The organism is Photobacterium arenosum, from assembly GCF_014841115.1.
In the GTDB taxonomy this organism is placed as follows: Bacteria; Pseudomonadota; Gammaproteobacteria; order Enterobacterales; family Vibrionaceae; genus Photobacterium; species Photobacterium arenosum.
Genome location: NZ_JACYTP010000001.1, coordinates 51,566 through 74,762, shown reverse-complemented (window position 1 = coordinate 74,762; position 23,197 = coordinate 51,566). Strand labels below are relative to the sequence as shown.

The following is a 23,197-nucleotide window of genomic DNA, read 5'->3' as shown; positions in this document are numbered from 1 at the left end:
CCCTCTTTATCTTTAATTGCGTACTCTGTGATTACGTAGTTTGGGTAACTTCTTGCCTGTGGACTGAGCACAACGATTCAAAGCAGTGCAGTATCGTCGTTCAATAACCGGCGCGCGATGATCAAGCGCATGATTTCATTGGTTCCTTCCAGAATCTGATGTACCCGCACATCGCGGAAATGGCGTTCAATCGGATATTCCTGGATATAGCCATAGCCGCCATAGAGCTGCAACGCCTGATCACAGACCGCAAAACCCACATCGGTTGCAAAGCGTTTTGCCATAGCGCAATACGCCGTCGCTTCCGGATCGCCGCGATCCAGCTTGCTGGCGGCATATCGCACCAACTGACGGGCCGCCACCAGTTCAGTCGCCATATCGGCCAGTTTGAATTGCAGGGCCTGAAAGTGAGCCAGCGGTTTGCCAAACTGTTTGCGCTCTGTCATGTACTGGCGGGCCAGATTCAGCGCCTGCTGCGCGGTACCCACGGAGCAGGTTGCTATGTTGATCCGGCCGCCATCCAGGCCTTTCATGGCGAATCTGAATCCCTGGCCTTCTTCACCTAACAGGTAATAAGCCGGAATCCGGACTTTATCGAATGTCACCGCGCGTGTTGGCTGGCTGTGCCAGCCCAGCTTAGGCTCTTTGCGGCCATAGCTGATGCCCTCAGCACCGGCCGGCACTATGAACGCCGAGATGCCGTCAGGCCCGGCTTCACCGGTTCGGGCCATCACAATCAGCAAGTCCGTATCTCCGGCACCGGAAATAAAGGCTTTAGCGCCAGAGATCTCATAATGATCCCCTATACGCACCGCCTTGGTCGTCAGCGATGCCGCATCAGAACCTGCGTTAGCTTCAGTCAGACAATAAGATCCGAGCCATTCACCGCAGCTCAGTTTCGGGCAGCATTCAGTTCTGGCCTGATCGGTCGCGAAACTGGCAACCATCCAGCTCACCATATTGTGTATCGTCATAAACGCTGTGGTTGAGGTGCAGCCCATCGCCAATTGTTCAAAGATGACGGAGGCATCCAGCCGATTCAGCCCCATGCCACCTTGCTCCGGCGGTGTATACAGGCTGAGAAATCCCATTTCACCGGCCTGACGCAACACATCCTTGGGGAAAGTAGAGGTTTCGTCCCAGCTGGCAGCCATAGGTAATAACTGCTCCCTGGCAAACTGACGTGCTGCTTCTTCAAAGGCACGCTGATCTTCATTGAGTTCAAAATCCATCGCTTACTCCGGCACAGGTAATCATCAATGATCCATATTTATGGTCAGGTTAGGGCCTTTCGGGATGTCGTCATCAAACCACCGCGCTGTCACCGTTTTGGTCTCGGTGTAAAAACGGACGGCCTGCTTGCCATAAGCATGTAAGTCACCATAGAAACTGCCGCGCCAGCCCGTGAATGAAAAGAAAGGCAATGGCACAGGAATCGGCACATTGATACCCACCTGACCAACCTGAATCTCATGCTGAAACTTGCGCGCCGCCGCGCCGTTGGCGGTGAAAATAGACGTCCCGTTTCCGTAAGGGTTGTTATTGATGAGTGCAATCGCTTCTTCAAGCGAAGCCGCTTCGACACAGACCAGCACAGGACCAAAAATTTCCTCGCGGTAAATGCTCATTTCCGGGGTGACGCCACTGAATAACGTCGGCCCGACCCAGTTACCATTCGGGTAATCTTTCACTGTGCATTCAGTACCATCCAGCTCGCACACCGCCCCTTGCGCTTTGCCTTCCTGAATCAGTCGCAGTACCCGCGTTTTGGCCTCCGCGCTGATCAGAGGACCGTAAGCGGCATCTTCCTCATCCCAGCCGCCGGGCTTCATGGCTGCCATGGCTTCTTTCAGTTCGGGAATCCAGGCTTTTGCACCGTCAACAAACACGGCAACCGAAATTGCCATACAACGTTGACCAGCCGCCCCGACGGACGCCCCCACCAGATTGTTGATCACCTGTTCTTTGTTCGCATCAGGCATGACAACCAGATGGTTCTTCGCACCCGCGAACGCCTGAACACGTTTCAGATTGTGTGTACCGGTTTGATAGATATAGCGTGCGACCGGCACTGAGCCGACAAAAGACACAGTACGGATATCCGGATGTTCCAGCAGATGATCAACCTGGGCTTTGCGGCCATGTACGACCTGCAGCACACCGGGAGGCGCACCGGCTTGTTCGAACAATTCAGCCAGCCTGACTGATGTCAGAGGCACCTGATCGGAAGGTTTAAGTATGAAGGTATTACCGGCAGCGATAGCCAAAGGGAACATCCAAAGCGGGATCATGGCCGGGAAGTTGAACGGCGTAATACCGCTGCAAACACCCAGTGGCTGAATCAGCGAGTAAGTATCGATGTTAGTGGCGACATTTTCAGTGGTTTCACCCATCATCAGGCTGGCAATGTTTGCCGCCTGTTCAACCACTTCAATTCCGCGCCAGACATCCCCTTTGGCGTCGGCCAGAATTTTGCCGGTTTCACTGGAGAGCAAACAGGCCAATTCATCATGGTGTGCTTTGAGCAGTTGCTGGTAACTCAGCATCAGTCTGGCCCGTTCAGGCACGGGCACAGTTTTCCATTTCTCAAAGGTGGCTTTGGCACTGGCGATGGCTTTATCGATCTCGGATGTCAGCGCGCAAGGCAGATGGGCGATGACCTCGTTGGTCGCGGGGTTAGTCACATCAATCCATTCATCTGACTGCGACTGGCAAAATTTTCCTTCAATAAACAGAGGTACTTTCTCAATCATTTTCACGTCCTCTCACCTGTCTTTCCATAGCTGGCGTCACCGCTGCCAGGCACGAATAATTACTGAGCCGGTAATTCGATAGCGATTGCTGTGGCTTCCCCGCCACCAATACATAACGAGGCAATACCTTTGCAGACGGCGCCGTCTTCCTGCTGTTGTCGACGAAGGGCATGTATCAGGCTGACGATGATTCGTGCGCCACTGGCCCCTATCGGATGCCCCAGGGCGCAGGCGCCACCATGAATATTGACCTTGTCGGCATTTAAATGCAGTTCACGCACCGCAATTTGCGTAACGACCGCAAACGCTTCATTGATTTCCCACAGATCCACCTCATCGACTGACCAGTTCAGACGATCCAGCAACTGACGGATGGCGTCTACCGGTGCCAGGGTAAATTCAGACGGCAGGCGTGCATGGGTTGTCTGACCGCGAATGATCGCTATGGGCGATAAACCATGATGGCGGGCAGTTTCACTGTCCATCATCAGCAACGCGGCTGCGCCATCGGCAATGGAGCTGGAATTAGCGGCAGTCACTGTGCCGTCTTTGGCAAATACCGGCTTAAGCTGCGGGATCTTTGCCGGATCGACTTCATTGGGGTGCTCATCGGTTTTCACCAGATGCTCCCCGCGACGATCCGCCACCACCACCGGGCAGGTTTCCTGATCAAACCAGCCATGCTCTATCGCCAGACGCGCCCGCTCTACTGACATTGCAGCCCAGTCATCCATGTCTTCGCGGCTGAATTGCATCGCATCGGCAATCTGCTGTGCATACACGCCCATCAGTTCGCCTTCGTAAGCATCCTGTAAACCATCCAGAAAAATGTGGTCTTCCGTTGTCTGATGCCCGAGGCGAAAACCGCCCCTTGCCTGCCGAAGAAGATACGGTGCATTGGTCATGCTTTCCATGCCTCCGGCCACCGCAGTGTGAATACTGCCGGCACGGATCATATCCGCAGCCAGCATCACGGTTTTCATCCCGGATCCGCACACTTTATTTACTGTCACGCAGCCTGTAGAAATGGGTAAACCGGCATTCAGTGCCGCCTGACGGGCCGGCGCCTGACCACAGCCGGCCGGCAGTACACAGCCCATCAGCACTTCGTCAATGTTCAGACCATCGGGCTGATCGGGGGCTAATTCATCGGCGAAAATACCAATGCTTTCCAGTGCGCCTTTTATCGCATACGCCCCCAGTGTTGTTGCCGACAAAGAAGAAAACTGCCCCTGAAAACTGCCCAGAGGAGTTCGCTTGGCAGACACTATCCAGACTTCCTTTTCCGGTTGCTGAGACTCGCCGCGTTGGGGTGCGGCTGTCTTGGTGGTGGTTTCCATTACCCGGCTCCACTTTTCTTGACGTTTACGTAAGCATAGCACTAACATTTACGTAAACGTTAAGAAACAAAACAACAACAGTATCACTTCTATTTGGTTGATAGGCGTACAGAATTGTTGCCATGATGCCGGCCTGGCCAGCGTTCTGACTCCACTCTGTGACAGTCGGTTATTCAGTCCCGCTTAATCCGCAACGAGAGGACAGCAGCGTGGTGAACACCTTTAAGATCAGTGAACTTGCCAAAGAGTTTGGTATCACCACCCGCAGCATTCGTTTTTATGAAGATGTGGGGCTGCTCCAGCCAGACAGAGAAGGTGCCATACGCATCTATCAGCGGCGGGACAAAACACGGCTGAAATTAATTCTACGCGGAAAGCGACTGGGTTTTTCGCTGGCCGAAATCCGCGAGCTGTTTGACCTGTACGATACCAACCAAAGTGACGGGCAATTGCGGCAAATGATCACAATGATCGACGAAAAACAGCACAAACTTCAACGCCAGTTAGACGACATTAGGGTTGTCATGGAAGAACTGAACGCCGCCAAAAGCCGATGTAAACTGGCACTGAACGGTAAAGCGAAAGAAAAATAGCCCGTTGGCTAATCGCCAACTGAGTATCACGACATCTTGTTGAGAATACAGCCGTTTCTCAGGACCAGTCCGGTTACCGGATAAAGGAGATCCTATGAAAGACCTGTTTACCCCGCTCAACTTTGGCCTCGGTGAAACACTGGATATGCTACGCGATCACGTCAACCACTTCGCCGCCGATGCCATTGCTCCCATTGCCGGACAAATTGACAAAGACAACCAGTTTCCCTCCCACTTATGGGCTGCGCTGGGTGAAATGGGTTTGCTGGGGGTGACTGTCAGTGAAGAATTTGGCGGGGCTGGTATGGGCTATCTGGCGCATGTGGTCGCCATGGAGGAAATCAGCCGGGCTTCGGCCTCGGTCGGGCTCAGTTACGGCGCACATTCCAACCTGTGTGTGAATCAGATTTTCCGCAATGGCACCCAGACGCAGAAAGAAAAATATCTGCCTGGCCTCATCAGTGGTGAGCAGGTCGGCGCGCTGGCTATGAGTGAAGCCAACGCGGGTTCCGATGTGGTCAGCATGCAGCTCAGGGCAGACCAAAAAGACGATCGCTACATTCTGAACGGCAACAAAATGTGGATCACCAATGGACCGGATGCCCATACCTTTGTCGTGTACGCAAAAACCGATCCCAAGGCAGGGTCGAAAGGTATCAGCGCCTTTATCATTGAACGTGACTTTCCCGGTTTCACCCGCGCCCAGAAGCTCGACAAATTAGGCATGCGCGGCTCCAACACCTGTGAGCTGGTGTTTACCGACTGCGAAGTACCGGCGGAGAACCTGCTGGGCCCGCTCAATAAAGGCGTCGAAGTGCTGATGAGCGGCCTGGACTACGAACGCGTGGTGCTGGCTGCCGGGCCGCTGGGTATTATGCGAGCCTGTCTGGATGTCTGCCTGCCCTATATCCACGACAGAAAACAATTCGGAAAATCCATCGGGGAATTCCAGCTGGTACAAGCCAAAATCGCGGATATGTACACGCGTATGAACGCAGCCCGTGCCTATGTTTACACTGTGGCTGCGGCCTGTGATCGCGGAGAAACCACTCGCCAGGATGCCGCGGGCGTCATTCTTTACTGCGCTGAACTGGCCACTCAGATGGCGCTGGATGCGATACAACTGCTGGGCGGAAACGGCTATATCAACGAGTTTCCTGCTGGTCGCCTGCTGCGGGACGCCAAGCTGTATGAAATTGGTGCAGGTACATCGGAAATTCGTCGCATGCTGATCGGCCGGGAGTTATTTGAGCAAAGCCGTTAAACAGGATTTTAACGACTATTGCAGAAGACAGCCGCCAGAACACAGTCACCATAAGACAGTTAACAGGGACACGGCATCATGGCAATCATAGACAGTCATATCCAGACACATGACTCACAATTCCAGAACAACCAGCAAGCCATGGCTGAGCTGGTTGATGAGCTTCACACTCGCCTTGCTCTTCAGTTGCAGGGCGGCGGCCAGAACGCGCAGGCCAGACAACGCAAAAAAGGCAAACTCCCCGTCAGAGAACGTATCGACAATTTGCTGGATTCAGGCAGCCCCTTTCTTGAAATCGGCCAGTTTGCGGCCTGGGAAGTCTATGATGAGGCCATACCCTGCGCGGGCGTTGTCGCTGGTATTGGTCGCGTGTCCGGCGCAGATGTGATGATCATTGCCAACGACCCGAGCGTTAAAGGGGGCACCTATTACCCGATTACCGTGAAAAAGCATTTACGGGCACAGGAAATTGCCGAACGCTGCCACTTGCCCTGTCTATATCTGGTGGACTCGGGCGGCGCTAACCTTCCCCATCAGGCTGAGGTCTTTCCGGACAAAGAACACTTCGGGCGGATCTTCTTTAATCAGGCCAGAATGTCGGCCAAAGGAATTCCCCAGATTGCCATCGTCCTTGGCTTATGTACCGCAGGCGGTGCTTATGTGCCTGCCATGGCCGATGTCGCCATTATGGTAAAAAATCAGGGCACCATTTTTCTGGCAGGTCCGCCATTGGTAAAAGCAGCCACCGGTGAAGATGTCAGCGCGGAAGAACTGGGTGGGGCCGATGTTCACTGTAAAACATCCGGCGTTGCTGATTATTACGCCGATGATGAGCGCCACGCTCTGGCATTAGCCAGACAGGCTGTCGCCAGTTGTCACCGCCCTGCGTCAGTGGCTGAGCAACCAACCTCTGTTCTGCCTCCCCGATATCCTGCCAGCGAACTCTACGGCATTGTCGGCACCGATCTGCGCAAACAAATTGATGTCCGAGAAGTCATCGCCCGACTGGTTGATGGGTCAGATTTTGATGAGTTCAAAGCCCTGTACGGCGAAACACTGGTCTGCGGTTTTGCACGATTACACGGATACCCCATCGGCATTGTTGCCAACAACGGCATTCTGTTTTCTGAATCCGCGCAAAAAGGGGCGCACTTCATTCAGCTTTGTAGCCAGCGCAACATCCCTTTGTTATTTCTGCAAAACATCACTGGATTTATGGTCGGAAAAAAATATGAAGCTGAGGGAATCGCCAAGCATGGTGCCAAAATGGTGATGGCGGTTGCCTGTGCCAATGTGCCGAAATTCACTGTCATCATCGGAGGGTCATACGGCGCAGGTAACTATGGCATGTGCGGCCGTGCTTATGATCCCACTATGATTTGGATGTGGCCAAACGCCCGGATATCCGTGATGGGCGGTGAGCAGGCAGCCGGTGTACTGGCTCAGGTCACGCGGGACAGCAAACAGCGTCATGGCGAGACATGGTCGGCTGAAGAGGAAGAAGCCTTCAAAGCCCCGATTAAAGCACGGTATGAAACAGAAGGATCACCGTATTTTGCCAGTGCACGCCTGTGGGATGACGGCATTATCGATCCCGCGCAAACCCGGGATGTACTCGGTATGGCATTGCAAGCGGCAGCCAATGCGCCTGTTGAAAGCACGAAATTTGGCATATTCCGAATGTAACAGCCGACGACTGTGAGGATGGATCATGACCTCTAAAATTACCCCGGTATTTCAATACAGCGATACCGCAGAAATTCTCCATGCGACAGCCAGTGACCCTGTGCTCTGTACTATCAGCCGTCAGGGGATTGCCACACTCACACTGAATCGCCCGGATAAAGCGAACGCCTTTGATGATCAGCTGATTGCGGCAATCCGGCATTATATTCAGCAATTGGCGAGTCATTCAGAGGTCTCCGTGCTGGTGTTGCGCGCAGCGGGCAAACATTTCTCGGCCGGTGCTGATTTGCGCTGGATGAAAGCCATGGCCCGGAAAAAACGCCATGACAACCTGAACGACGCGCAGGCACTGGCCTTTTTGATGCATGAGCTGGATACCTTTCCCCATCCGACCATTGCTCTGGTGCAGGGCTCAGCGTTTGGCGGCGCTCTGGGCCTGATCTGCTGTTGCGACATTGCCCTGGGCAGTCAGGATGCGCGCTTTTCCCTCAGCGAAGTAAAACTCGGACTCATCCCGGCAACCATTGCTCCCTATGTCTGCCGCACCATAGGACAACGGCATGCCAGACGGCTGATGCTGACCGCTGAAACCATGAATGCTGACATGGCGCATCAGCTTGGCATACTTCATGAGGTCAGTCGTAATGTCAGTGCCAATGACAGTGGCGCAGACACGGATAACTCTACCGGCTCTGGAACCTTGGAAAACCTGCTGCAACTGACCCTCAACCGCTTGCTGGCAAACAGTCCGGCGGCGATGACTCAGGTCAAGACCCTGTGCAAGCTTTGCGAACAGCGACCAATTGATGCAGCCCTTATCCGGCAAACCAGCGAAATGATCGCCGATATTCGCGTTTCCTCTCAGGGACAGGAAGGACTGAACGCTTTTTTTGATAAACGTCGCCCAGCCTGGGTGAAACACAACACCTCAGGGCAAGGAGAGCACAATGAGTAAACTAGGCGATTTGCTGCACCCCGTTTCCGAGCATCCGGCTCTACACGCCCAGCACACTGCTGTAAGCGAAATGGACAGCGCGCAGACCCCCATTCGTCGCTTGCTGATTGCCAATCGGGGAGAAATTGCCTGTCGGGTAATTCACTCCGCCAAGTTAATGGGGATAACCACTATCGCGGTATATTCTGATGCCGATCGCCATGCCAAACATGTCAATATGGCGGACGAGGCGATATATCTCGGCCCATCCCCTGCGCTGGATTCCTATCTGGCCATTGATAAACTGATCAAAGCCGCTTCAGCCACTCAGGCTGACGCTGTTCATCCGGGCTACGGCTTTCTCTCGGAAAATGTGGCGTTTGCCAAGGCCTGCCAGCAGCATGGCATTATCTTTGTCGGGCCAGGCCCGGATGCTATGGCGGCCATGAGCTCAAAATCAGATGCTAAAGCCATCATGGAAACGGCTGGCGTCCCCCTGTTACCCGGATACCATGGCGATGACGACAGCCTTGAAAATTTAACCACCGAGGCAGCACGCATAGGTTTTCCTGTCATCCTCAAACCGGCGCTGGGCGGTGGTGGTAAAGGGATGAAAATCGTGCGCCAGCAGAGCGATCTCGCCGAGGCTGTGCTGTCAGCGCAACGGGAGGCAAAATCCGCTTTTGGCGATGACAGATTACTGTTAGAAAAATACCTGACCGAGCCCCGTCATATCGAAGTCCAGATTTTTGCCGATCAGCATGGCCACTGTGTTTATCTCTCAGATCGTGACTGCTCTGTCCAGCGACGCCACCAGAAAATTATTGAGGAAGCCCCAGCACCCGGCCTCAGCGACTCACTGCGCCAGCAGATGGGCGAAGCAGCGGTTCAGGCCGCACAAGCCATCGACTATGTCGGAGCCGGTACTGTCGAATTTCTGTATGACGCCCGACAGCAAACCTATTTCTTCATGGAGATGAACACCCGGCTGCAGGTTGAGCATCCGGTTACTGAGATGATCACAGGGCAGGATTTGGTGCAATGGCAGATCCGGGTAGCCGAAGGCAGGCCTTTGCCGCTTACCCAGTCTGAGATCCGTCATCAGGGTCATGCCGTGGAAGCCAGGCTGTATGCTGAAGACACGCAGCAAGACTTTCTGCCGGCCTCAGGTCAGGTTCACTTTCTCAGCGAGCCGGAATCAGGCGCGTTTTCTGTCGGTAAAGCGCAAGCGATCCGCTCACGTATCGACAGTGGTATCGCGCAAGGTGACACCGTCACTACCTATTACGATCCTATGCTGGCAAAAGTCATCGCCTGGGGTGAAGACAGGGCTTCTGCTATCCATCAGTTACAGTCGGTCTTGTCTCAGTACCAGATTGGCGGTGTTGCCACCAATATCCAGTATCTGCAGCGGATTCTGGCCCACCCTTCTTTCACTCAGGGCCAACTGACCACACATTTCATCGAGCATTATCAGGATTCCCTGCAGACAGCGGCTGCCAGCGTTATCAATGTACAAACACCGGACGGCGCTGAATATCAGTTACCCCGGAATCTGGTGCTCAGTGCCGCCAGTCTGTGCGTGATTCAGAACGATACGGACCACCAGTCCGGCTGGCGGCTAAACCAAGCAGCACAACAGCTGATCACTCTGTATGATACAGAAATGGCGGCCAACACTTTCAGCTTCGTCACAGACAAAGACGATCACCATCATGTATTACTTACCCGCTGTTCAGTGGCCCGAACGCAGCATACTGACAGTGAAGAACTGGTGTTATCCCCGCTGTCCCTGCGTTTGCTGTCGACAAGATCCGTTCAGCATGTCACGGACGTCACGCTTGAGATCGATGGAAAGCGCGAACATGTCCGTCTGGTATTCGATAGTGCTGCACAGACTGTATTGACCTTCACCGGACAGGAACAGTACGCTTATCAGCTTCGGCCGACCTTTGGCCCGCATGAGTCCGGCGCTAAAGACAGTCCGACGGCGCCGTTAAATGGCATAGTGGTTGACGTGCTGTGCCAGCCGGGAGACAAGGTAAACAAAGATCAGGGACTGATTGTGATTGAAGCCATGAAGATGGAATACACAGTGCGCGCCCCCCATCAAGGCCAGGTGTTGTCCGTATTGGCGAGCACAGGTGATCAGGTACAGCATGGCCAGGAGCTGGTTCAGCTCAGCCCGGCCACCGATTCAGCCGATTGAAACCAGAGTGTGTAAATAATGACAGCTTTTTTTCCTGCCACCAGCGATCTGCCGAGTCGGGTAAAAATCGTCGAGGTCGGCCCGCGAGACGGCCTTCAGAATGAAGCCAATGTCAGCCTCAGCGATAAAATTCAGCTAATTGATATGCTGTCAGCAACTGGGCTGACGCACATTGAGTCCGGCTCTTTCGTCTCACCGAAATGGGTGCCACAGATGGCCGACTCAAGCGAAGTGTTCCAGCGCATTCACAGAGCGCCGGGAATTGTTTATTCAGCCCTGACCCCCAATGCCAGAGGTGTTGATCTCGCCATTGCGGCCGGCGCTGACGAAATTGCCATTTTTGCTTCAGCGTCGGAAGGCTTCAGCCAGAAGAATATCAACTGCAGTATTGCCCAAAGCCTGGTTCGGTTCGAGCCTGTGTTACTGAGAGCCAGAGAGCATCAACTTCGTGTACGTGGTTATCTGTCCTGCGTCACCGATTGCCCTTACGACGGGCAGACAACGCCTGAGCAAGTTGCCAATGTCGCCAGACTGCTGTACCAGATGGGCTGTTATGAAGTGTCACTGGGTGATACGGTCGGCAAAGCCACGCCGCTGCGCTTTGCACGTATGCTGGACGCCTGCCTCTCCCATATCCCTGCCGATGCACTGGCGGTGCATTGTCATAACACCTGGGGACAGGCATTGACGAATATTTATCAGGCGCTTTTGATGGGGATCAGCACTGTGGATGCCAGTGTCGCCGGTCTCGGTGGTTGCCCTTATGCTCCGGGCGCAAGCGGTAATGTAGCCACCGAAGATGTGGTTTACCTTTGTGAGCAATCCGGAATATCGACGGGGATCGATCTCATGAAGCTGGCTCAGGCGGGTGAGTTCATTTGCAAGCAATTGGGCAAACCCCCTGCTTCAAATACAGCATTGGCACTTTTAACAGGCGACTCAGACAGATAACAGATAGCTTATAAAAAAACATGACCAGCCTTATTACTGGTCATGTTTTCTACTCCGGTGAAAACGTCAGTCAGAACGCAAAAATCGCTGTTCTGCTTCCAGCTCATTCACCACTCGCCATACCTTCTGCTCACGTCGTTGCTTGGTATCAGATGATATGTTCAACCCGGCGCCTTTCAGCGAATCATCAGGCCCGACATACTGATCAATATGTTCATTAAACATGGTCCGAAATTCTTCCATTGTCGGCATGCAATAATGTTCTTTTTCGTAGACTTCGAAAATATGTTCTACTTTTAGTGAGATATCACGTTTGATTCCATCAAAATCTGACATATCCATCTTACACCTCACCACAATAACCCATACAGGCATGTATAGATTTTCTAATCCAGATTAGTGTAGCCCAGTTCTGTGACAATAAAGTTGCCGATTGAAGGGCAAAATATTCGTAAATCATTCCTATTTGCGATAACTCACCGCGGCAAAAGCGTTTTCCGCACATCCTGATTACGTGCCCACTAGTTAATTTCATTTGTTGCTTACAAAACTTAGATCACCTTCGAATTTTTTATTCTCAATATTAAATGGCTACACCCTATCCCTGATAGCTATACTCAATTGGCTTGAGTTTCAATTTGTTAGCATTCGGTTTCGAGGGCTTACATGAGATGTCTGCTACTTTTCAGCACCCTACTGATACCTGCCATCTGGCTTGCATTGCCTGTGGTATGCCTGGCAGATGATCCGCCAGAGACAGATCCCCGGCTGCTTCCTGAAGACGGTCCGGAAGACATTATTTTTTCAGGCTGGCTGGAAGAAACTCAAACATCGCTGTCAGAAACCATTATCGACATGAGCTCAAATATTGACCACTTCCTCAGTCTGGAAGACGATGAAGAGCCTATGATCAATGAAAGCTACCTGCGGATTCGCATTCAGCCTAACTACTCGCACAGGGAATACTTTGAATTTGATTCAAGCATATCGCTGCGGATGGATCTTCCCCACACCGAAAAAAACTGGAAACTGATCTTTGAAACGGATCCTGAAGACTTCGAAAGTCTCGAAGACAAAGAGCGGGGACTGGTGGAAACAACCCGAACCGGCAATCGGGGTGCCATTGGCGGCGTGCGGCTTGAAAGCCGTCAGATTGGCGAGTGGTATGCCGATTTTGATATCGGTCTGAAACTGCGTTTACCGTTAGATCCTTTTACCCGGGCACATTTCCGGCGCGTAGACAAACTGGGCGAAGGCTGGACAGCCTTACTGCAGCAGGAGTTTTTTTATTTCCACAGCCGAGGCCCCGGCAGCGTCACTTCTGCTGACTTCTATTACACTGTCGATCCCACAGAGCTGACCATTCTCAGAGCCGGCACCAGCGCACAATTTCTCGATGATGACAATAACTGGCAATTCGTTAACCTTGCAGAGATTTATGACAGAGTCAGCAGCCGTAATCTGTTCACTTACACCATAGGCGTAAGTGCCAACAGCCGGCCTGATCTCGCGGTTGAAAACGCCTGGCTTGCTTTCAGCTGGCAACGACGGCTGCATAAAAACTGGCTGTATATGAAATTAACACCAACTATCAACTTCCAGGAAGAGTTCGACTATAAAGCCAACCCTGGCCTTCTGGCCGAAATAGAACTGTATTTCACCAAAAACCGGCAATTTAATCAGCTTTACCGCAGCATTCCCCGACCCTGATGTTACGGCAGGGTAAACCACACAAAGCCAGTGTGTAACAAATCAGTACCAGAACGAATAGTTAAGGCGAAGCACAGTCTGGGTTGGTACAATAGCGGCCATTATGCCTATAAGCACGGTTCGGCGTTTATCATGAACACAGCTAACTTTAATGGCAGATCGTGCTAACCCCCTATTTCTTCGTGGTTAGTCATATTAACCACCTATTACAGGACACATACCTTGAGCCATGCCGACATTGCTTCGACTCCGTCGAACGATAACCCGCTGCTTTTTTCAGCACTGTCATTGAAGCCTGAACTGTTGGAAAACCTCGCCACTATAGGTTTTACTTCTATGACGCCGATTCAGGCACAAAGCCTGCCGTCAATTCTGAACGGTAGCGATGTTATCGGCCAGGGTAAAACCGGTTCAGGTAAGACCGCCGCTTTTGGATTGGGTCTGCTGAACAAACTGGATGTAAAACGTTTTCGAGTGCAGTCGCTGGTGCTGTGCCCTACCCGCGAACTGGCCGATCAGGTCGCGCAGGACATCCGTACTCTGGCTCGTGGTATTCACAATATCAAGGTGCTGACATTGTGCGGCGGTGTGCCTATGGGCCGTCAAATCGGCTCTCTTGAACACGGTGCCCATATTATCGTCGGCACGCCTGGCCGCGTGCTCGATCACTTAGAGCGCGGCCGTTTAAGCTTAAGCCATCTGAATATGCTGGTGCTTGATGAAGCCGATCGCATGCTGGAAATGGGTTTCCAGCCCGCACTGGATGCCATCATTGAACAGGCCCCGCAACAGCGACAAACCCTGCTGTTCAGTGCAACGTTTCCCAAACAGATCCAGTCTGTCGCGGAACAAATCCTTCACAAACCTGTGATGGTGAAAGTCGCCTCGACGCATGAAAAAAGCACCATTGCCCAGTCCTTTTTCCGTCTGGAAGACAACAAAGAACGCATGCAGGCGCTGCGTCTGCTGCTGCTGGATAAACAACCGGAAAGTGCCGTGGTGTTCTGTAATACCAAGCGCGAAACACAGCAAGTCGCAGATGAGCTGGCCGATTCAGGCTTCAGTGTGTTAGCGCTGCACGGCGATCTGGAACAAAGAGACAGAGATCAGACGCTGCTGCAATTTGCCAACAAAAGTGCCTGTATTTTGGTTGCTACAGACGTTGCCGCCCGCGGACTGGATATTGATGCTCTGGACGCTGTCTTTAACTACCACATGGCCCACGATACCGAAGTGTATATTCACCGTATCGGCCGAACAGGCCGTGCCGGCAGCCAGGGTAACGCGTATACCTTCTATGGCGAAAAAGATGGCTACAAAATGGCATTGCTTGCTGATCATTTCGAGCGCGAGATCACCAGCGATCCCTTGCCGCCAACGACGTTACTGAATAATACACCTACGGCGCCTGCCATGGTCACTATCCAGATTGATGGCGGCAAGAAGCAAAAACTGCGTCCTGGTGACATTCTGGGCGCACTCACAAGCAATAACGGTATTGAAGGTACGCAAGTCGGAAAAATTCACATTACCGATTTTCGTGCTTATGTTGCCGTTGACAGAAAAGTCATGAAAAAAGCGCTCGCTAAAATCACCAGCGATAAAATCAAAAGCCGCTCTTACCGGGCCAGAGCTTTACGCTGATTGTTGATTGCTGACTGTTGGCTGTTGGCTGTTGGCTGTTGGCTGTTGGCTTAGCCATCAGACCGTAGACAAGAAAAACGGACCGTCATTAACTATGACGGTCCGTTTTTTTCAGGACATATTGCCGTTAGACGCTCAGTGTCCGGCAACGAAAGCAAGCACTGGCCCTGTACCTGTTTCGTAAATCAGTTTAACCGTCATCAATAAAGTGACCGTGATGAATATCGGCCGCACGACTCTGTCGCCATTGCGAATCACCACTTTGCTGCCCAGCACAGCCCCCAGCACCTGAGCGACGCCCATGACCAGTCCGATCTGATAATTCACGCTGCTGATTGAGATAAAGAAAATCAGCGAAACCAGATTACCCATCAGATTTAATGGTTTAGTGGCAATACTGGCCTGTTTGATCGTGTATCCCAGCAAGATTGCAAACGCGATCATCCAGATCGCACCTGTGCCCGGCCCGAAGAAACCATTATAGAAACCAATGATCAGCCCCATAGACAGCATGAAAGTTCGGGAAGACACCTTCGCCTGTTCAGCAACGACATTTTTCAGACGTTTAGACAAAATGGAATAAACAGTGATAGCCACCATCAGTATGGGCAGCAGCGCCCTCAGAATATCAGCCGGGAACAAGCTGACGGCAAAAGAACCCGCCGTTGCTCCTATTGCCGTCGCTATCATGCCAAGCAACAGGCCGGAGAGGTTCACTTCTCTGTGCCACAAATAGGTCACAAAAGACGTCAGTTCACCAATAACGGCCTGTAAGCGGTTAGTACCGAGAGCCGTCAGCGGCGGCACACCTGCCAGCAAGAGACTCGGAACCGTAATTAAACCGCCACCACCAGCAATAGCATCGACAATACCGGCAATAAATGCCGCACAGAACAGCATAATTAATACACTGTCTGAGGGAACAAAGGTTATGGATTCCAACATATTTTTTCCTTTCTTTTTCAACTACTTCATTCATCAACCACATGTACAGCGCTGCAACAAATTGTCGGGCGCTGTACATGTATGTTGTTTAACGCATTGCCGAACGGACAATAATACGGTGCATCACACGCAACTGGCCGTAATAGTCGTTTACGGCATGGTGCTGAAGGCCACGGTTATCCCACAATACAATCGTATCGTTTTCCCACCGCACTCTGGCCGTGAACTCATCACGGGTAATATGGCTAAAGAGATATTCCAGGATAGGCGCACTCTCTTCTGCTGACATAGAGGTAAAGCGACTGGTGTGCTCAGCGTTCACGTAGATCCCAGGGATCCCTGATTCTTCATGTCGCTTGGCAGCAAAATGTGAGGCACTAAAGAAGGTATTAGCCATTGCGATATCTGTAAAATTCACCAGATGCGGGGCTTTATTACCGGCTTCCTGAATTTTATTTGAAATGAATTCCGCTTTTTCCGACAGCAGAAATTTCTGCATCCCTTCCGACAAAGCGGCAAACGCTTTCTGAGAATCTGAAAATACCGTATCTCCGCCAACTTCCGGTGTCTGTTTAGCCGCCAGCAGAGTGAAATCGGGCGGAGATTCCAGATAAGTGGAGTCGATATGCCACACACCACTGAACACATTTTTCTGATCCGGCTCTTTACGGATTTCGACAATTTCCGGGAAGCCTTCAATGCCGCTCGAAAATGGATAGCGTTGCACGTTACCGAGCTGCTCCGCAATCTGCATCAGCTGCTGAGACGATGTGTCCTGCTTGCGAAAAATGAGTAACTTATGCCGGACCAATGTCGAGTACAGTTCGTCGAACTGCTCTGATACTAAAGTAGCGAGTTGCTTGTTGGTAAACTCCAAACCAAAGCTTGGAGCCAGGGGCTTCGCTTCACTAGCCAATGAAGCAATTGTTGCGTCAAGACGAGTCATTGTAATTATTCCACTCTTAATCAGTTAGAAGGAGCGGACATAGTTGTAACAAGGTTGCATATTAAGTTAAATTAATCATTATTTATTGCCATATTAAGATAGAGATTAATGATAAATTCTCAGGATATTGAATTTTTCAGTGTGATTGCAGACAGTCCCTCTCTGGCGGCTGCCGCCAGAAAACTCAATGTGACACCACCCAGTGTCACCCAGCGTCTACAGGGATTAGAGCGTAAAATGTCCGTCACTTTGGTAGACAGAAATCTGAGAACCACCAAGCTGACGCAGGAAGGAAAAAAGCTTGCCCGAGAAGGCAGAGAGATACTGCTGGCACTCGAAGCACTTCAAAATGATCTCCTGTCGAACCAGTCAATGATCGAAGGCAGACTGAATGTCCTTGCCCCGCTGGGATTTGGCACAACCCACATTGCGCCACTCATCGCCAGGTTTCAGAATCAGTACCCCAATCTGATTATTGATTTAACGCTCACCGACAAACCGAGCTGGTCGCACCCTATCAAGCCGGATGCCATGATCTATATCGGGCGACTAAAAGATTCATCGCTGCGATGTATTCACCTGGTTGAGAACAAACGCTTTCTTCTCGCGTCGCCCGGTTACCTGGCTTCCGCGCCACCGCTGAAAACACCGGAAGACCTTCACCATCATTCGTGTATTGCACTGAAAGAGAATGACGAAGATGTCACCATGTGGAAATTCAATCTTCCGTCGAAGCAAACTATCAGTATTCGGATCGAACCCAAGTTATCCTGCAATGTCGGTCAGGTTGCCAAGCAATGGGCTCTGGATGGCTACGGAATTATTCAGCGTTCTGAATGGGATGTCAGGAAGGAAATTGATGCCGGTCTGCTGGCCCCGGTGCTGACTGACTATCAGTTACCTAAAGCCAATATCGTAGCATTGGTATCGGCGGAGAAAAGTAAGCGATCCCGTAAACTCAGTCTGTTTCTCGATTACCTGAGCACCCATCTGCCTGAAAGTTGGTAGCGCGAAACCGATACGACTATCAATGCGATAGCCTGCAGGTGACAAGAATACCCGGAGGATGAAACAGTTTTCAGCGAAGCTGAAGATCCCAGTTTATTTAAACGGGATAATCACGCCCATGCTGTATAAAGTGGGGTTCATATCATTTAACCCAACCAGCGTACTCGCTTCAGCGTAGCCGATCCATTTGTCATTAAATGCACCAGACACACCGGCGTGAAACCGACCGTAAAATTGATCGTCCGACTGAGTAATCACAGGCAAATTACTGCTGCTATAGGCAGATTTAAACTGGCTGATAATACGCTCTGAATCGAACTGATAGTCATAATGCAGATAGCTTTTCACATAGGGCTGGAAAAGTCCTAAGCTGGTTCGGAAGGGTTTTGAAATCGATGCACCAGTAATAAAGGTGGTCCCTTCCAAGTTATTGACATCATCAACCTGTGAAATCACATAGTTTGAATTGCCTTTCGACAACCTTTCGTTGTACCTGTCCTGATCGGACAAGGTGTACTGCACCGAACTTTCTAATGCAATGGTCGCATAGGGATAGTCAACCACATAGCCGCCGCCCAGAGTAAATACCCACACGTCAGAATCGGCATCATCCATGCTGCTGACCACAGGATCGGTATACATATTGACCTGACGTTTCATGTCTTTGTCTATCAGTGCATAGCTGGCGGAAAAATCGAGAAACCACTCGTTCTCAAAATAGCTGAAATAGCCAGATGCCACTAAGCCTTCAACGCCACTGCTGCTTTCATTTTCAGTACCGGATGTTCGGTACGACGGCATACCCAGCGCTAAACCAAACAGGTAATTATTATTCAGCAGATAGTCACCGCCCATGGTCAATGAGTAACCATCATTAACAGGCACAGTGCGATCAACCGGCGACGATTTGAAATGAAGCTGCGGCTGCGAGCGATCGACTCGCATATAGGTGCCCAAACCGCTCTGCGAATTTTCGAAATAGGATGAATTAGCGTAATCACTGCCAAAGTATGAAGAACTGAATGTGCGAAGACGGTTATCTTCCCTGACACTGCTTGTTCGTGTACTGACATCACCGGGATATAAAGCAAAAGATGAAGTATTGAGACTGGCGGCTGGGTGAAGGGATTCTTTCTTGCTGCGTTTATCTACTCTGACGTCGCTGGCCATTGACGATAAAGAGTCGATCACCTCATCAGATACCGAACTGACAAAGCTGAATTTATCGCTGTCTGCCCATGTAAGTGATGGTAAAGTGACTGCCACAACCACGACAGACAACCCGACACCGCGACACCGATGTGCGCTCTTCATACAGCCCCCTAAACTACACGCTTTATGTTATCCGCACGCCTTCATTAGACGTATCTAATACATCGTCACAAGTGCTTTCCTCTTGAGTATAGGGAGGTGAAATTTTGAGCAGCGTCTCAAAAATAACACTACGATTTTTTTGCGATTCGAAGTATTACGCCTCAGTATGTAATGGGTACAGGATCCTTGAGCAACTCGTTGAAGTCAGGCTATTTACTTTTCTGACACTATACCTGATGCATAGCACCAAACTTTTTCTTTTTTTATGGACATGCCAGGAGGTAGAGATGAAATTCCTGATAGCCCCCTTGTTTATCGCCTCCCTGACGGCTTTTCCTGTTCAGGGCGATGATCTGGACCAGGCCGCAAAAGATGTCTGCGGCTGCCTCGCCCAGCCTTATGCCGAACTTGAAAAAGCCTTACAGGCGGTGAAAACAGATAAAGGCAATGACCTTTCCGGCCTGATGAATTCCAAAGACGAGCTCACTAAGATGATGGAAGCCACGCAGACGTGCATGGAAGATCTCAGGAAACAGTACCCTGAGATCGAGGCTGATAAAGCCTTGCAAAAACAGGTGATGGAGAAGACCCGGCAGTATTGCCCTAACCCGTTAGAAACGCTGGATCTGAAAGCGCCGCCAGTACCGGCGGCTTGAGGTTTGATCTGAGTTTTTCTCTGGGGTTGGGGATTACGTCAATTTGGCGCAGACGATAAATAAGCGATTTCCGGTAAAGCTGAATGTATGTCGCGCTTGAGTTTGGTGTATCTCTCAGCATTGTGTGACGCGCGCCAGACACTCTTTGTTGGGCCAAAGAGTGCCCAGAAAGCCCCTTTTTGTTCTGTGGTGTGGCCCGGGACGGTTGTAGGCGCTCCCGGCGCCGACAACCTGAAAATTCGTCCTGAATTTTCCCCTCGTTTTTCAAAAAATTGTATTTCTAACTCGTTGTTAGGTAGACACTATTTAAATATCTTGTGCCGAATCTCTCAGATTCAATTTAATTAATTGAAGCATGAAGTTTTGGTCGTTTGCGTGCCAAAATGACACAAAGATGAACACCAGACTCAAATTGGCTTCTGAACGCTATGAGAACAAACCTCAAGGATAAATTCAGCCCTTTCTCGAATAGAAAGCTTTGGAACCTCAATCAGTTCATAACCGAACTTTTTGTATGCGTTCACCATTTCATGATATGTCGCAACCGCTTCATTAAAATCTTGTTTACGCTCGATATCATTTTTATAGATTGTTTCCAAAGGTGGGAAAATAAACACATTTTTGTGATAAGTCAGTTCGCGACAACTTCTTAACAAGAGCTCTGAAACGGCTATTTGTTCAAGCTGACTATAACCATATGAATCGATGATACTCCGATCAAAGAAGGTCAAAACTGTATTATCGTTTACTTTGTAGTTGTTCAGTTCTTCAAGAACCATTGCATCACGAAATGCCACTTTATCTTTCCAGGGTAAAGCGCCCCCATTCCGCTCAACCTGTGTTTGAATAACTTTACGGCCAACTTCTGTCGCACTTGGGTATCCCAATTGCTCTAAAAACTTGATCACTGAGGTTTTCCCTGAGCCAGGACCACCCGTAAAAACGACCCGATTATTCAAAAAACCTCCCAAAACGGCTAACAGATGACATGGATTCCTCCCACATCAGGCTCTGTCAACCAGCAGAGTAATCCTGACAGCCTAGTCAATACAGTTTCCTTCCTGATATTACTTTCTTAATAAGAAACGGCGTAAGTCTCTTTCTACTCGCATGACAAACAAGATATACACTTTTTCAGCCTCATACTTGTAAAAAATGCGGCAGGGATTAATCACAACTTCACGGTAATTTAAATAATCCAGTTCAGGCGGTACACGTCCTGATTCCGGGAAGGTTTCCAGGCGTCCAACTTTTGCAAAAATGGTTTGAACAAGTTCTTTGGCAGCATCAGTATTTTCAAGGGCTATATATTCAGCAATCTCGTTAAGATCAGATAACGCTGGTTCCGTCCAGATTATTTCAGCCATTTTGACATTCTGTCCTTCGCTCCTTCATGACTCACAGTCTTACCGTCCGCTAATGCGCGCTCACCACGAGCGATCCCTTCAAGGATTGCTAAACGATTTTGCATAAATTCATAATCATCAACATCAACGAGATAAGCTGACGGCTTACCGTGCTCAGTAATCAGCACTGGCTCTTTTGTTTCATGAAGATCAGCAAGGATCTTAGTCGCTTGACGCTTCAGTGATGTCACCAGTTCTACTTTCATTCGAACCACTCCAAGAAAAAGCAAAAGTGATACTATTCTATCACTTAGAGTATAGCAAGCTCCATACTGGCGGATGAATGACATGCCCTGCCCTCAGCAGTCTTTGCCAAAACAGCCAAGCCTGATACTGAAATTAGAGGAACCCGTCATGACGAAACCTATTTAAAGGTATGATTTGTATAGCATATTAATAAATCATATCCTGAAAATGCCACAGTTTCACAATCCCGCGAAGCCGGTTGTTATAAAGACTGTGCAAAGTCACGTAACGCTTTGCCTTCAAAACGGAAATACTCTTTCTCCTGGACCAAACTGGCCCCAATAGATACATAGAATTTGCCTGCTGTCGGATTCGTACGCTCTGCAGTCCAATCCAGACGCTGACAATCATGGCTCACTGCAATTGAAGCCAAGTGCCTCATCAACGTCAAACCAACACCTTTACCCCGCGCTGAAGCAGAAACAAACAGGTCTTTCATATACATCTGGCCAGAGAGTTTTGGGGCGGGAAACATCATCGCATAGGTCGCGAATCCAACAACCTTATCGTTATCAAAGGCCGCAACCACTTTCACACCAGAGTGCTCAGAAAACACTTGCTGGCTTAAGTAGTTAACCAATTCACTCTCTGACGCAGCTTTATCCCCGAAATAATACTTTTCAAGCTCAATAAAAATTGAGAGGAGATCGAGACAGTATTCCTTACTCACTTGCTTTAGTTTCACCAATATTCCTTATCTGTGATGCTCTGAGAATGCGGCGGGCATGTTTAGCGCCTTTTAATGAATGAAGAACCGTAACCGCATCGTGTCATTAGGATCAAGTCATCAATGCCAATAAACAGACCGAATTTAGAGCAAGGAGACATAGCGATTAAGTACCTTTTCAATACCGCTGCTTGCAATATGGTTTCCATCAACCGCGTCATGATAAACACGGTAAAGCGATCCGTTTTCGCCTTCGGTGGTTTTTATATAGTAATAATCACCACTACCCGCTAAACACATCGCAACCGGTACATAACCCTCTTTTAACGCTACGATTCCTGGATAGCATTCAGTTGCTTCGGATATGCATTGCTCAATGCTCATGATTCTCATATCAGCACCAAGCTGAGACAAGTCGTCTTCTTCCGACACTTCAAAGTCACAACCAATTATGTCATTAACAGAAATAAAACTACGCCAATATGCAGGAATCATGGTTACCTCTTAACGCCCAAAGCAGCTGTGCGCGTTATCCCGTCCAGCCCGTTGGGCGATGCTGCCTTTGCTTGTTATGTTTTTACTCTGGGACAATTCTAATACCTCTGTTTTCTGCCACACCTTCATTGAAGATGGAAAGAACTTTTTGCTGAAATTCAGCCAAATATCCAGGAACACTACCTGAGTTGATACTATGGATCGTATATGGAGGTTCTATGGAGTTTATACCCCCAGTAACCACGCTATCTGCAAGAGCGTCAAGGTTTCTACCGTGCCACTCTGGCGCTTTTACTTGAATGAGAAAAATGTTGTAGAAATCTTCTTCTCTCTCGACTTTCTTCCAGTCTACAATTATCTCCATGATGCATCCTGAAACATAACGAATAACATAGCTCTCCCTCGTCAGGCTTTGCCACACTTGGTAAGT

General features: G+C 50.2%; 23 protein-coding genes. 10 read left to right on the top strand and 13 right to left on the bottom strand.

Translation table 11 applies throughout. The features are described 5' to 3' along the window. Positions 1 to 77 precede the first annotated feature (77 nt). The 3 genes from IFO68_RS00270 to IFO68_RS00260 are packed head-to-tail and all read right to left on the bottom strand — an operon-like array spanning position 78 to position 4,093. The gene (locus IFO68_RS00270) at positions 78 to 1,232 is read right to left on the bottom strand and encodes an acyl-CoA dehydrogenase family protein (RefSeq protein ID WP_192013636.1); all 1,155 of its coding nucleotides are present in this window, start codon (positions 1,230 to 1,232) and stop codon (positions 78 to 80) included. A gap of 24 nt (positions 1,233 to 1,256) precedes the next feature. Continuing rightward, positions 1,257 to 2,753 carry a CoA-acylating methylmalonate-semialdehyde dehydrogenase gene (locus tag IFO68_RS00265; protein ID WP_192013634.1) on the bottom strand — a complete coding sequence of 499 codons (1,497 nt, stop codon included), beginning with the start codon at positions 2,751 to 2,753 and terminating at the stop codon, positions 1,257 to 1,259. 59 nt (positions 2,754 to 2,812) lie between these two features. After that, entirely contained in the window at positions 2,813 to 4,093 is a 1,281-nt protein-coding gene (locus IFO68_RS00260; RefSeq protein ID WP_192013632.1) for a thiolase family protein, read from the bottom strand. A 212-nt stretch (positions 4,094 to 4,305) separates the two neighbouring features. Between IFO68_RS00260 and IFO68_RS00255 the strand changes: the two genes are divergently transcribed. The 6 genes from IFO68_RS00255 (at position 4,306) to IFO68_RS00230 (ending at position 11,730) form a co-directional block, all read left to right on the top strand. Beyond that, positions 4,306 to 4,686, top strand: coding sequence for a MerR family DNA-binding protein (locus IFO68_RS00255; protein ID WP_192014516.1), 381 nt, complete (start codon positions 4,306 to 4,308; stop codon positions 4,684 to 4,686). A 94-nt stretch (positions 4,687 to 4,780) separates the two neighbouring features. Continuing rightward, complete coding sequence (locus IFO68_RS00250) at positions 4,781 to 5,950, top strand: isovaleryl-CoA dehydrogenase (protein ID WP_192013630.1); 1,170 nt, start codon at positions 4,781 to 4,783, stop codon at positions 5,948 to 5,950. A gap of 78 nt (positions 5,951 to 6,028) precedes the next feature. Next, positions 6,029 to 7,636, top strand: coding sequence for a carboxyl transferase domain-containing protein (locus IFO68_RS00245; RefSeq protein ID WP_192013628.1), 1,608 nt, complete (start codon positions 6,029 to 6,031; stop codon positions 7,634 to 7,636). A gap of 25 nt (positions 7,637 to 7,661) precedes the next feature. Continuing rightward, positions 7,662 to 8,591, top strand: a complete 930-nt coding sequence (locus IFO68_RS00240) for an enoyl-CoA hydratase-related protein (RefSeq protein WP_192013625.1) — start codon at positions 7,662 to 7,664, stop codon at positions 8,589 to 8,591. Beyond that, positions 8,584 to 10,779, top strand: coding sequence for an acetyl/propionyl/methylcrotonyl-CoA carboxylase subunit alpha (locus tag IFO68_RS00235; RefSeq protein WP_336510237.1), 2,196 nt, complete (start codon positions 8,584 to 8,586; stop codon positions 10,777 to 10,779). The genes IFO68_RS00240 and IFO68_RS00235 overlap by 8 nt, the downstream gene beginning before the upstream one ends. Positions 10,780 to 10,797: 18 nt before the next feature. Continuing rightward, complete coding sequence (locus tag IFO68_RS00230; protein WP_192013623.1) at positions 10,798 to 11,730, top strand: hydroxymethylglutaryl-CoA lyase; 933 nt, start codon at positions 10,798 to 10,800, stop codon at positions 11,728 to 11,730. A 66-nt stretch (positions 11,731 to 11,796) separates the two neighbouring features. Here IFO68_RS00230 and IFO68_RS00225 read toward each other — a convergent pair whose 3' ends face one another. Then, the gene (locus IFO68_RS00225) at positions 11,797 to 12,072 is read right to left on the bottom strand and encodes a hypothetical protein (protein WP_192013621.1); all 276 of its coding nucleotides are present in this window, start codon (positions 12,070 to 12,072) and stop codon (positions 11,797 to 11,799) included. A gap of 324 nt (positions 12,073 to 12,396) precedes the next feature. On the opposite strand from IFO68_RS00225, the gene IFO68_RS00220 reads away from it, so the two are divergent. After that, a complete protein-coding gene (locus IFO68_RS00220; protein WP_192013619.1) occupies positions 12,397 to 13,440 on the top strand; it encodes a hypothetical protein in 1,044 nt (347 codons plus the stop codon). Between the two features lie 267 nt (positions 13,441 to 13,707). Next, positions 13,708 to 15,084 carry an ATP-dependent RNA helicase DbpA gene (dbpA, locus tag IFO68_RS00215; RefSeq protein ID WP_192014514.1) on the top strand — a complete coding sequence of 459 codons (1,377 nt, stop codon included), beginning with the start codon at positions 13,708 to 13,710 and terminating at the stop codon, positions 15,082 to 15,084. 135 nt (positions 15,085 to 15,219) lie between these two features. Here dbpA and IFO68_RS00210 read toward each other — a convergent pair whose 3' ends face one another. Both IFO68_RS00210 and IFO68_RS00205 read right to left on the bottom strand, forming a co-directional pair. Beyond that, on the bottom strand, positions 15,220 to 16,029 hold the full coding sequence (locus tag IFO68_RS00210) for a TSUP family transporter (RefSeq protein WP_192013617.1): 810 nt from the start codon (positions 16,027 to 16,029) through the stop codon (positions 15,220 to 15,222). Positions 16,030 to 16,117: 88 nt separating this feature from the next. Continuing rightward, positions 16,118 to 16,975 carry a TauD/TfdA dioxygenase family protein gene (locus IFO68_RS00205; RefSeq protein WP_192013615.1) on the bottom strand — a complete coding sequence of 286 codons (858 nt, stop codon included), beginning with the start codon at positions 16,973 to 16,975 and terminating at the stop codon, positions 16,118 to 16,120. Positions 16,976 to 17,083: 108 nt separating this feature from the next. Between IFO68_RS00205 and IFO68_RS00200 the strand changes: the two genes are divergently transcribed. Beyond that, on the top strand, positions 17,084 to 17,983 hold the full coding sequence (locus tag IFO68_RS00200; RefSeq protein WP_192013612.1) for a LysR family transcriptional regulator: 900 nt from the start codon (positions 17,084 to 17,086) through the stop codon (positions 17,981 to 17,983). Positions 17,984 to 18,076: 93 nt separating this feature from the next. On the opposite strand, the gene IFO68_RS00195 is transcribed toward IFO68_RS00200, so the two are convergent. Continuing rightward, positions 18,077 to 19,297 carry an autotransporter outer membrane beta-barrel domain-containing protein gene (locus IFO68_RS00195; protein WP_192013610.1) on the bottom strand — a complete coding sequence of 407 codons (1,221 nt, stop codon included), beginning with the start codon at positions 19,295 to 19,297 and terminating at the stop codon, positions 18,077 to 18,079. A 287-nt stretch (positions 19,298 to 19,584) separates the two neighbouring features. Here IFO68_RS00195 and IFO68_RS00190 point away from each other — a divergent pair, with 287 nt between their 5' ends. Then, positions 19,585 to 19,953, top strand: a complete 369-nt coding sequence (locus IFO68_RS00190) for a hypothetical protein (protein WP_192013608.1) — start codon at positions 19,585 to 19,587, stop codon at positions 19,951 to 19,953. A gap of 407 nt (positions 19,954 to 20,360) precedes the next feature. Here IFO68_RS00190 and IFO68_RS00185 read toward each other — a convergent pair whose 3' ends face one another. The 6 genes from IFO68_RS00185 to IFO68_RS00160 form a co-directional block, all read right to left on the bottom strand. Beyond that, positions 20,361 to 20,912, bottom strand: a complete 552-nt coding sequence (locus tag IFO68_RS00185; RefSeq protein WP_192013606.1) for an AAA family ATPase — start codon at positions 20,910 to 20,912, stop codon at positions 20,361 to 20,363. Positions 20,913 to 21,020: 108 nt separating this feature from the next. Continuing rightward, complete coding sequence (locus tag IFO68_RS00180; RefSeq protein ID WP_192013604.1) at positions 21,021 to 21,320, bottom strand: type II toxin-antitoxin system RelE/ParE family toxin; 300 nt, start codon at positions 21,318 to 21,320, stop codon at positions 21,021 to 21,023. Then, positions 21,308 to 21,565 carry a type II toxin-antitoxin system Phd/YefM family antitoxin gene (locus tag IFO68_RS00175; protein WP_192013602.1) on the bottom strand — a complete coding sequence of 86 codons (258 nt, stop codon included), beginning with the start codon at positions 21,563 to 21,565 and terminating at the stop codon, positions 21,308 to 21,310. Before IFO68_RS00175 ends, IFO68_RS00180 begins: the two co-directional genes overlap by 13 nt. Positions 21,566 to 21,807: 242 nt before the next feature. After that, positions 21,808 to 22,296 (bottom strand): GNAT family N-acetyltransferase, encoded by a 489-nt coding sequence (locus IFO68_RS00170; protein WP_192014513.1) that lies wholly within the window; start codon positions 22,294 to 22,296, stop codon positions 21,808 to 21,810. A 120-nt stretch (positions 22,297 to 22,416) separates the two neighbouring features. Further along, complete coding sequence (locus IFO68_RS00165) at positions 22,417 to 22,767, bottom strand: SMI1/KNR4 family protein (RefSeq protein ID WP_192013600.1); 351 nt, start codon at positions 22,765 to 22,767, stop codon at positions 22,417 to 22,419. Positions 22,768 to 22,849: 82 nt separating this feature from the next. Then, positions 22,850 to 23,131 (bottom strand): barstar family protein, encoded by a 282-nt coding sequence (locus tag IFO68_RS00160; RefSeq protein WP_192013598.1) that lies wholly within the window; start codon positions 23,129 to 23,131, stop codon positions 22,850 to 22,852. Positions 23,132 to 23,197 lie beyond the last annotated feature (66 nt).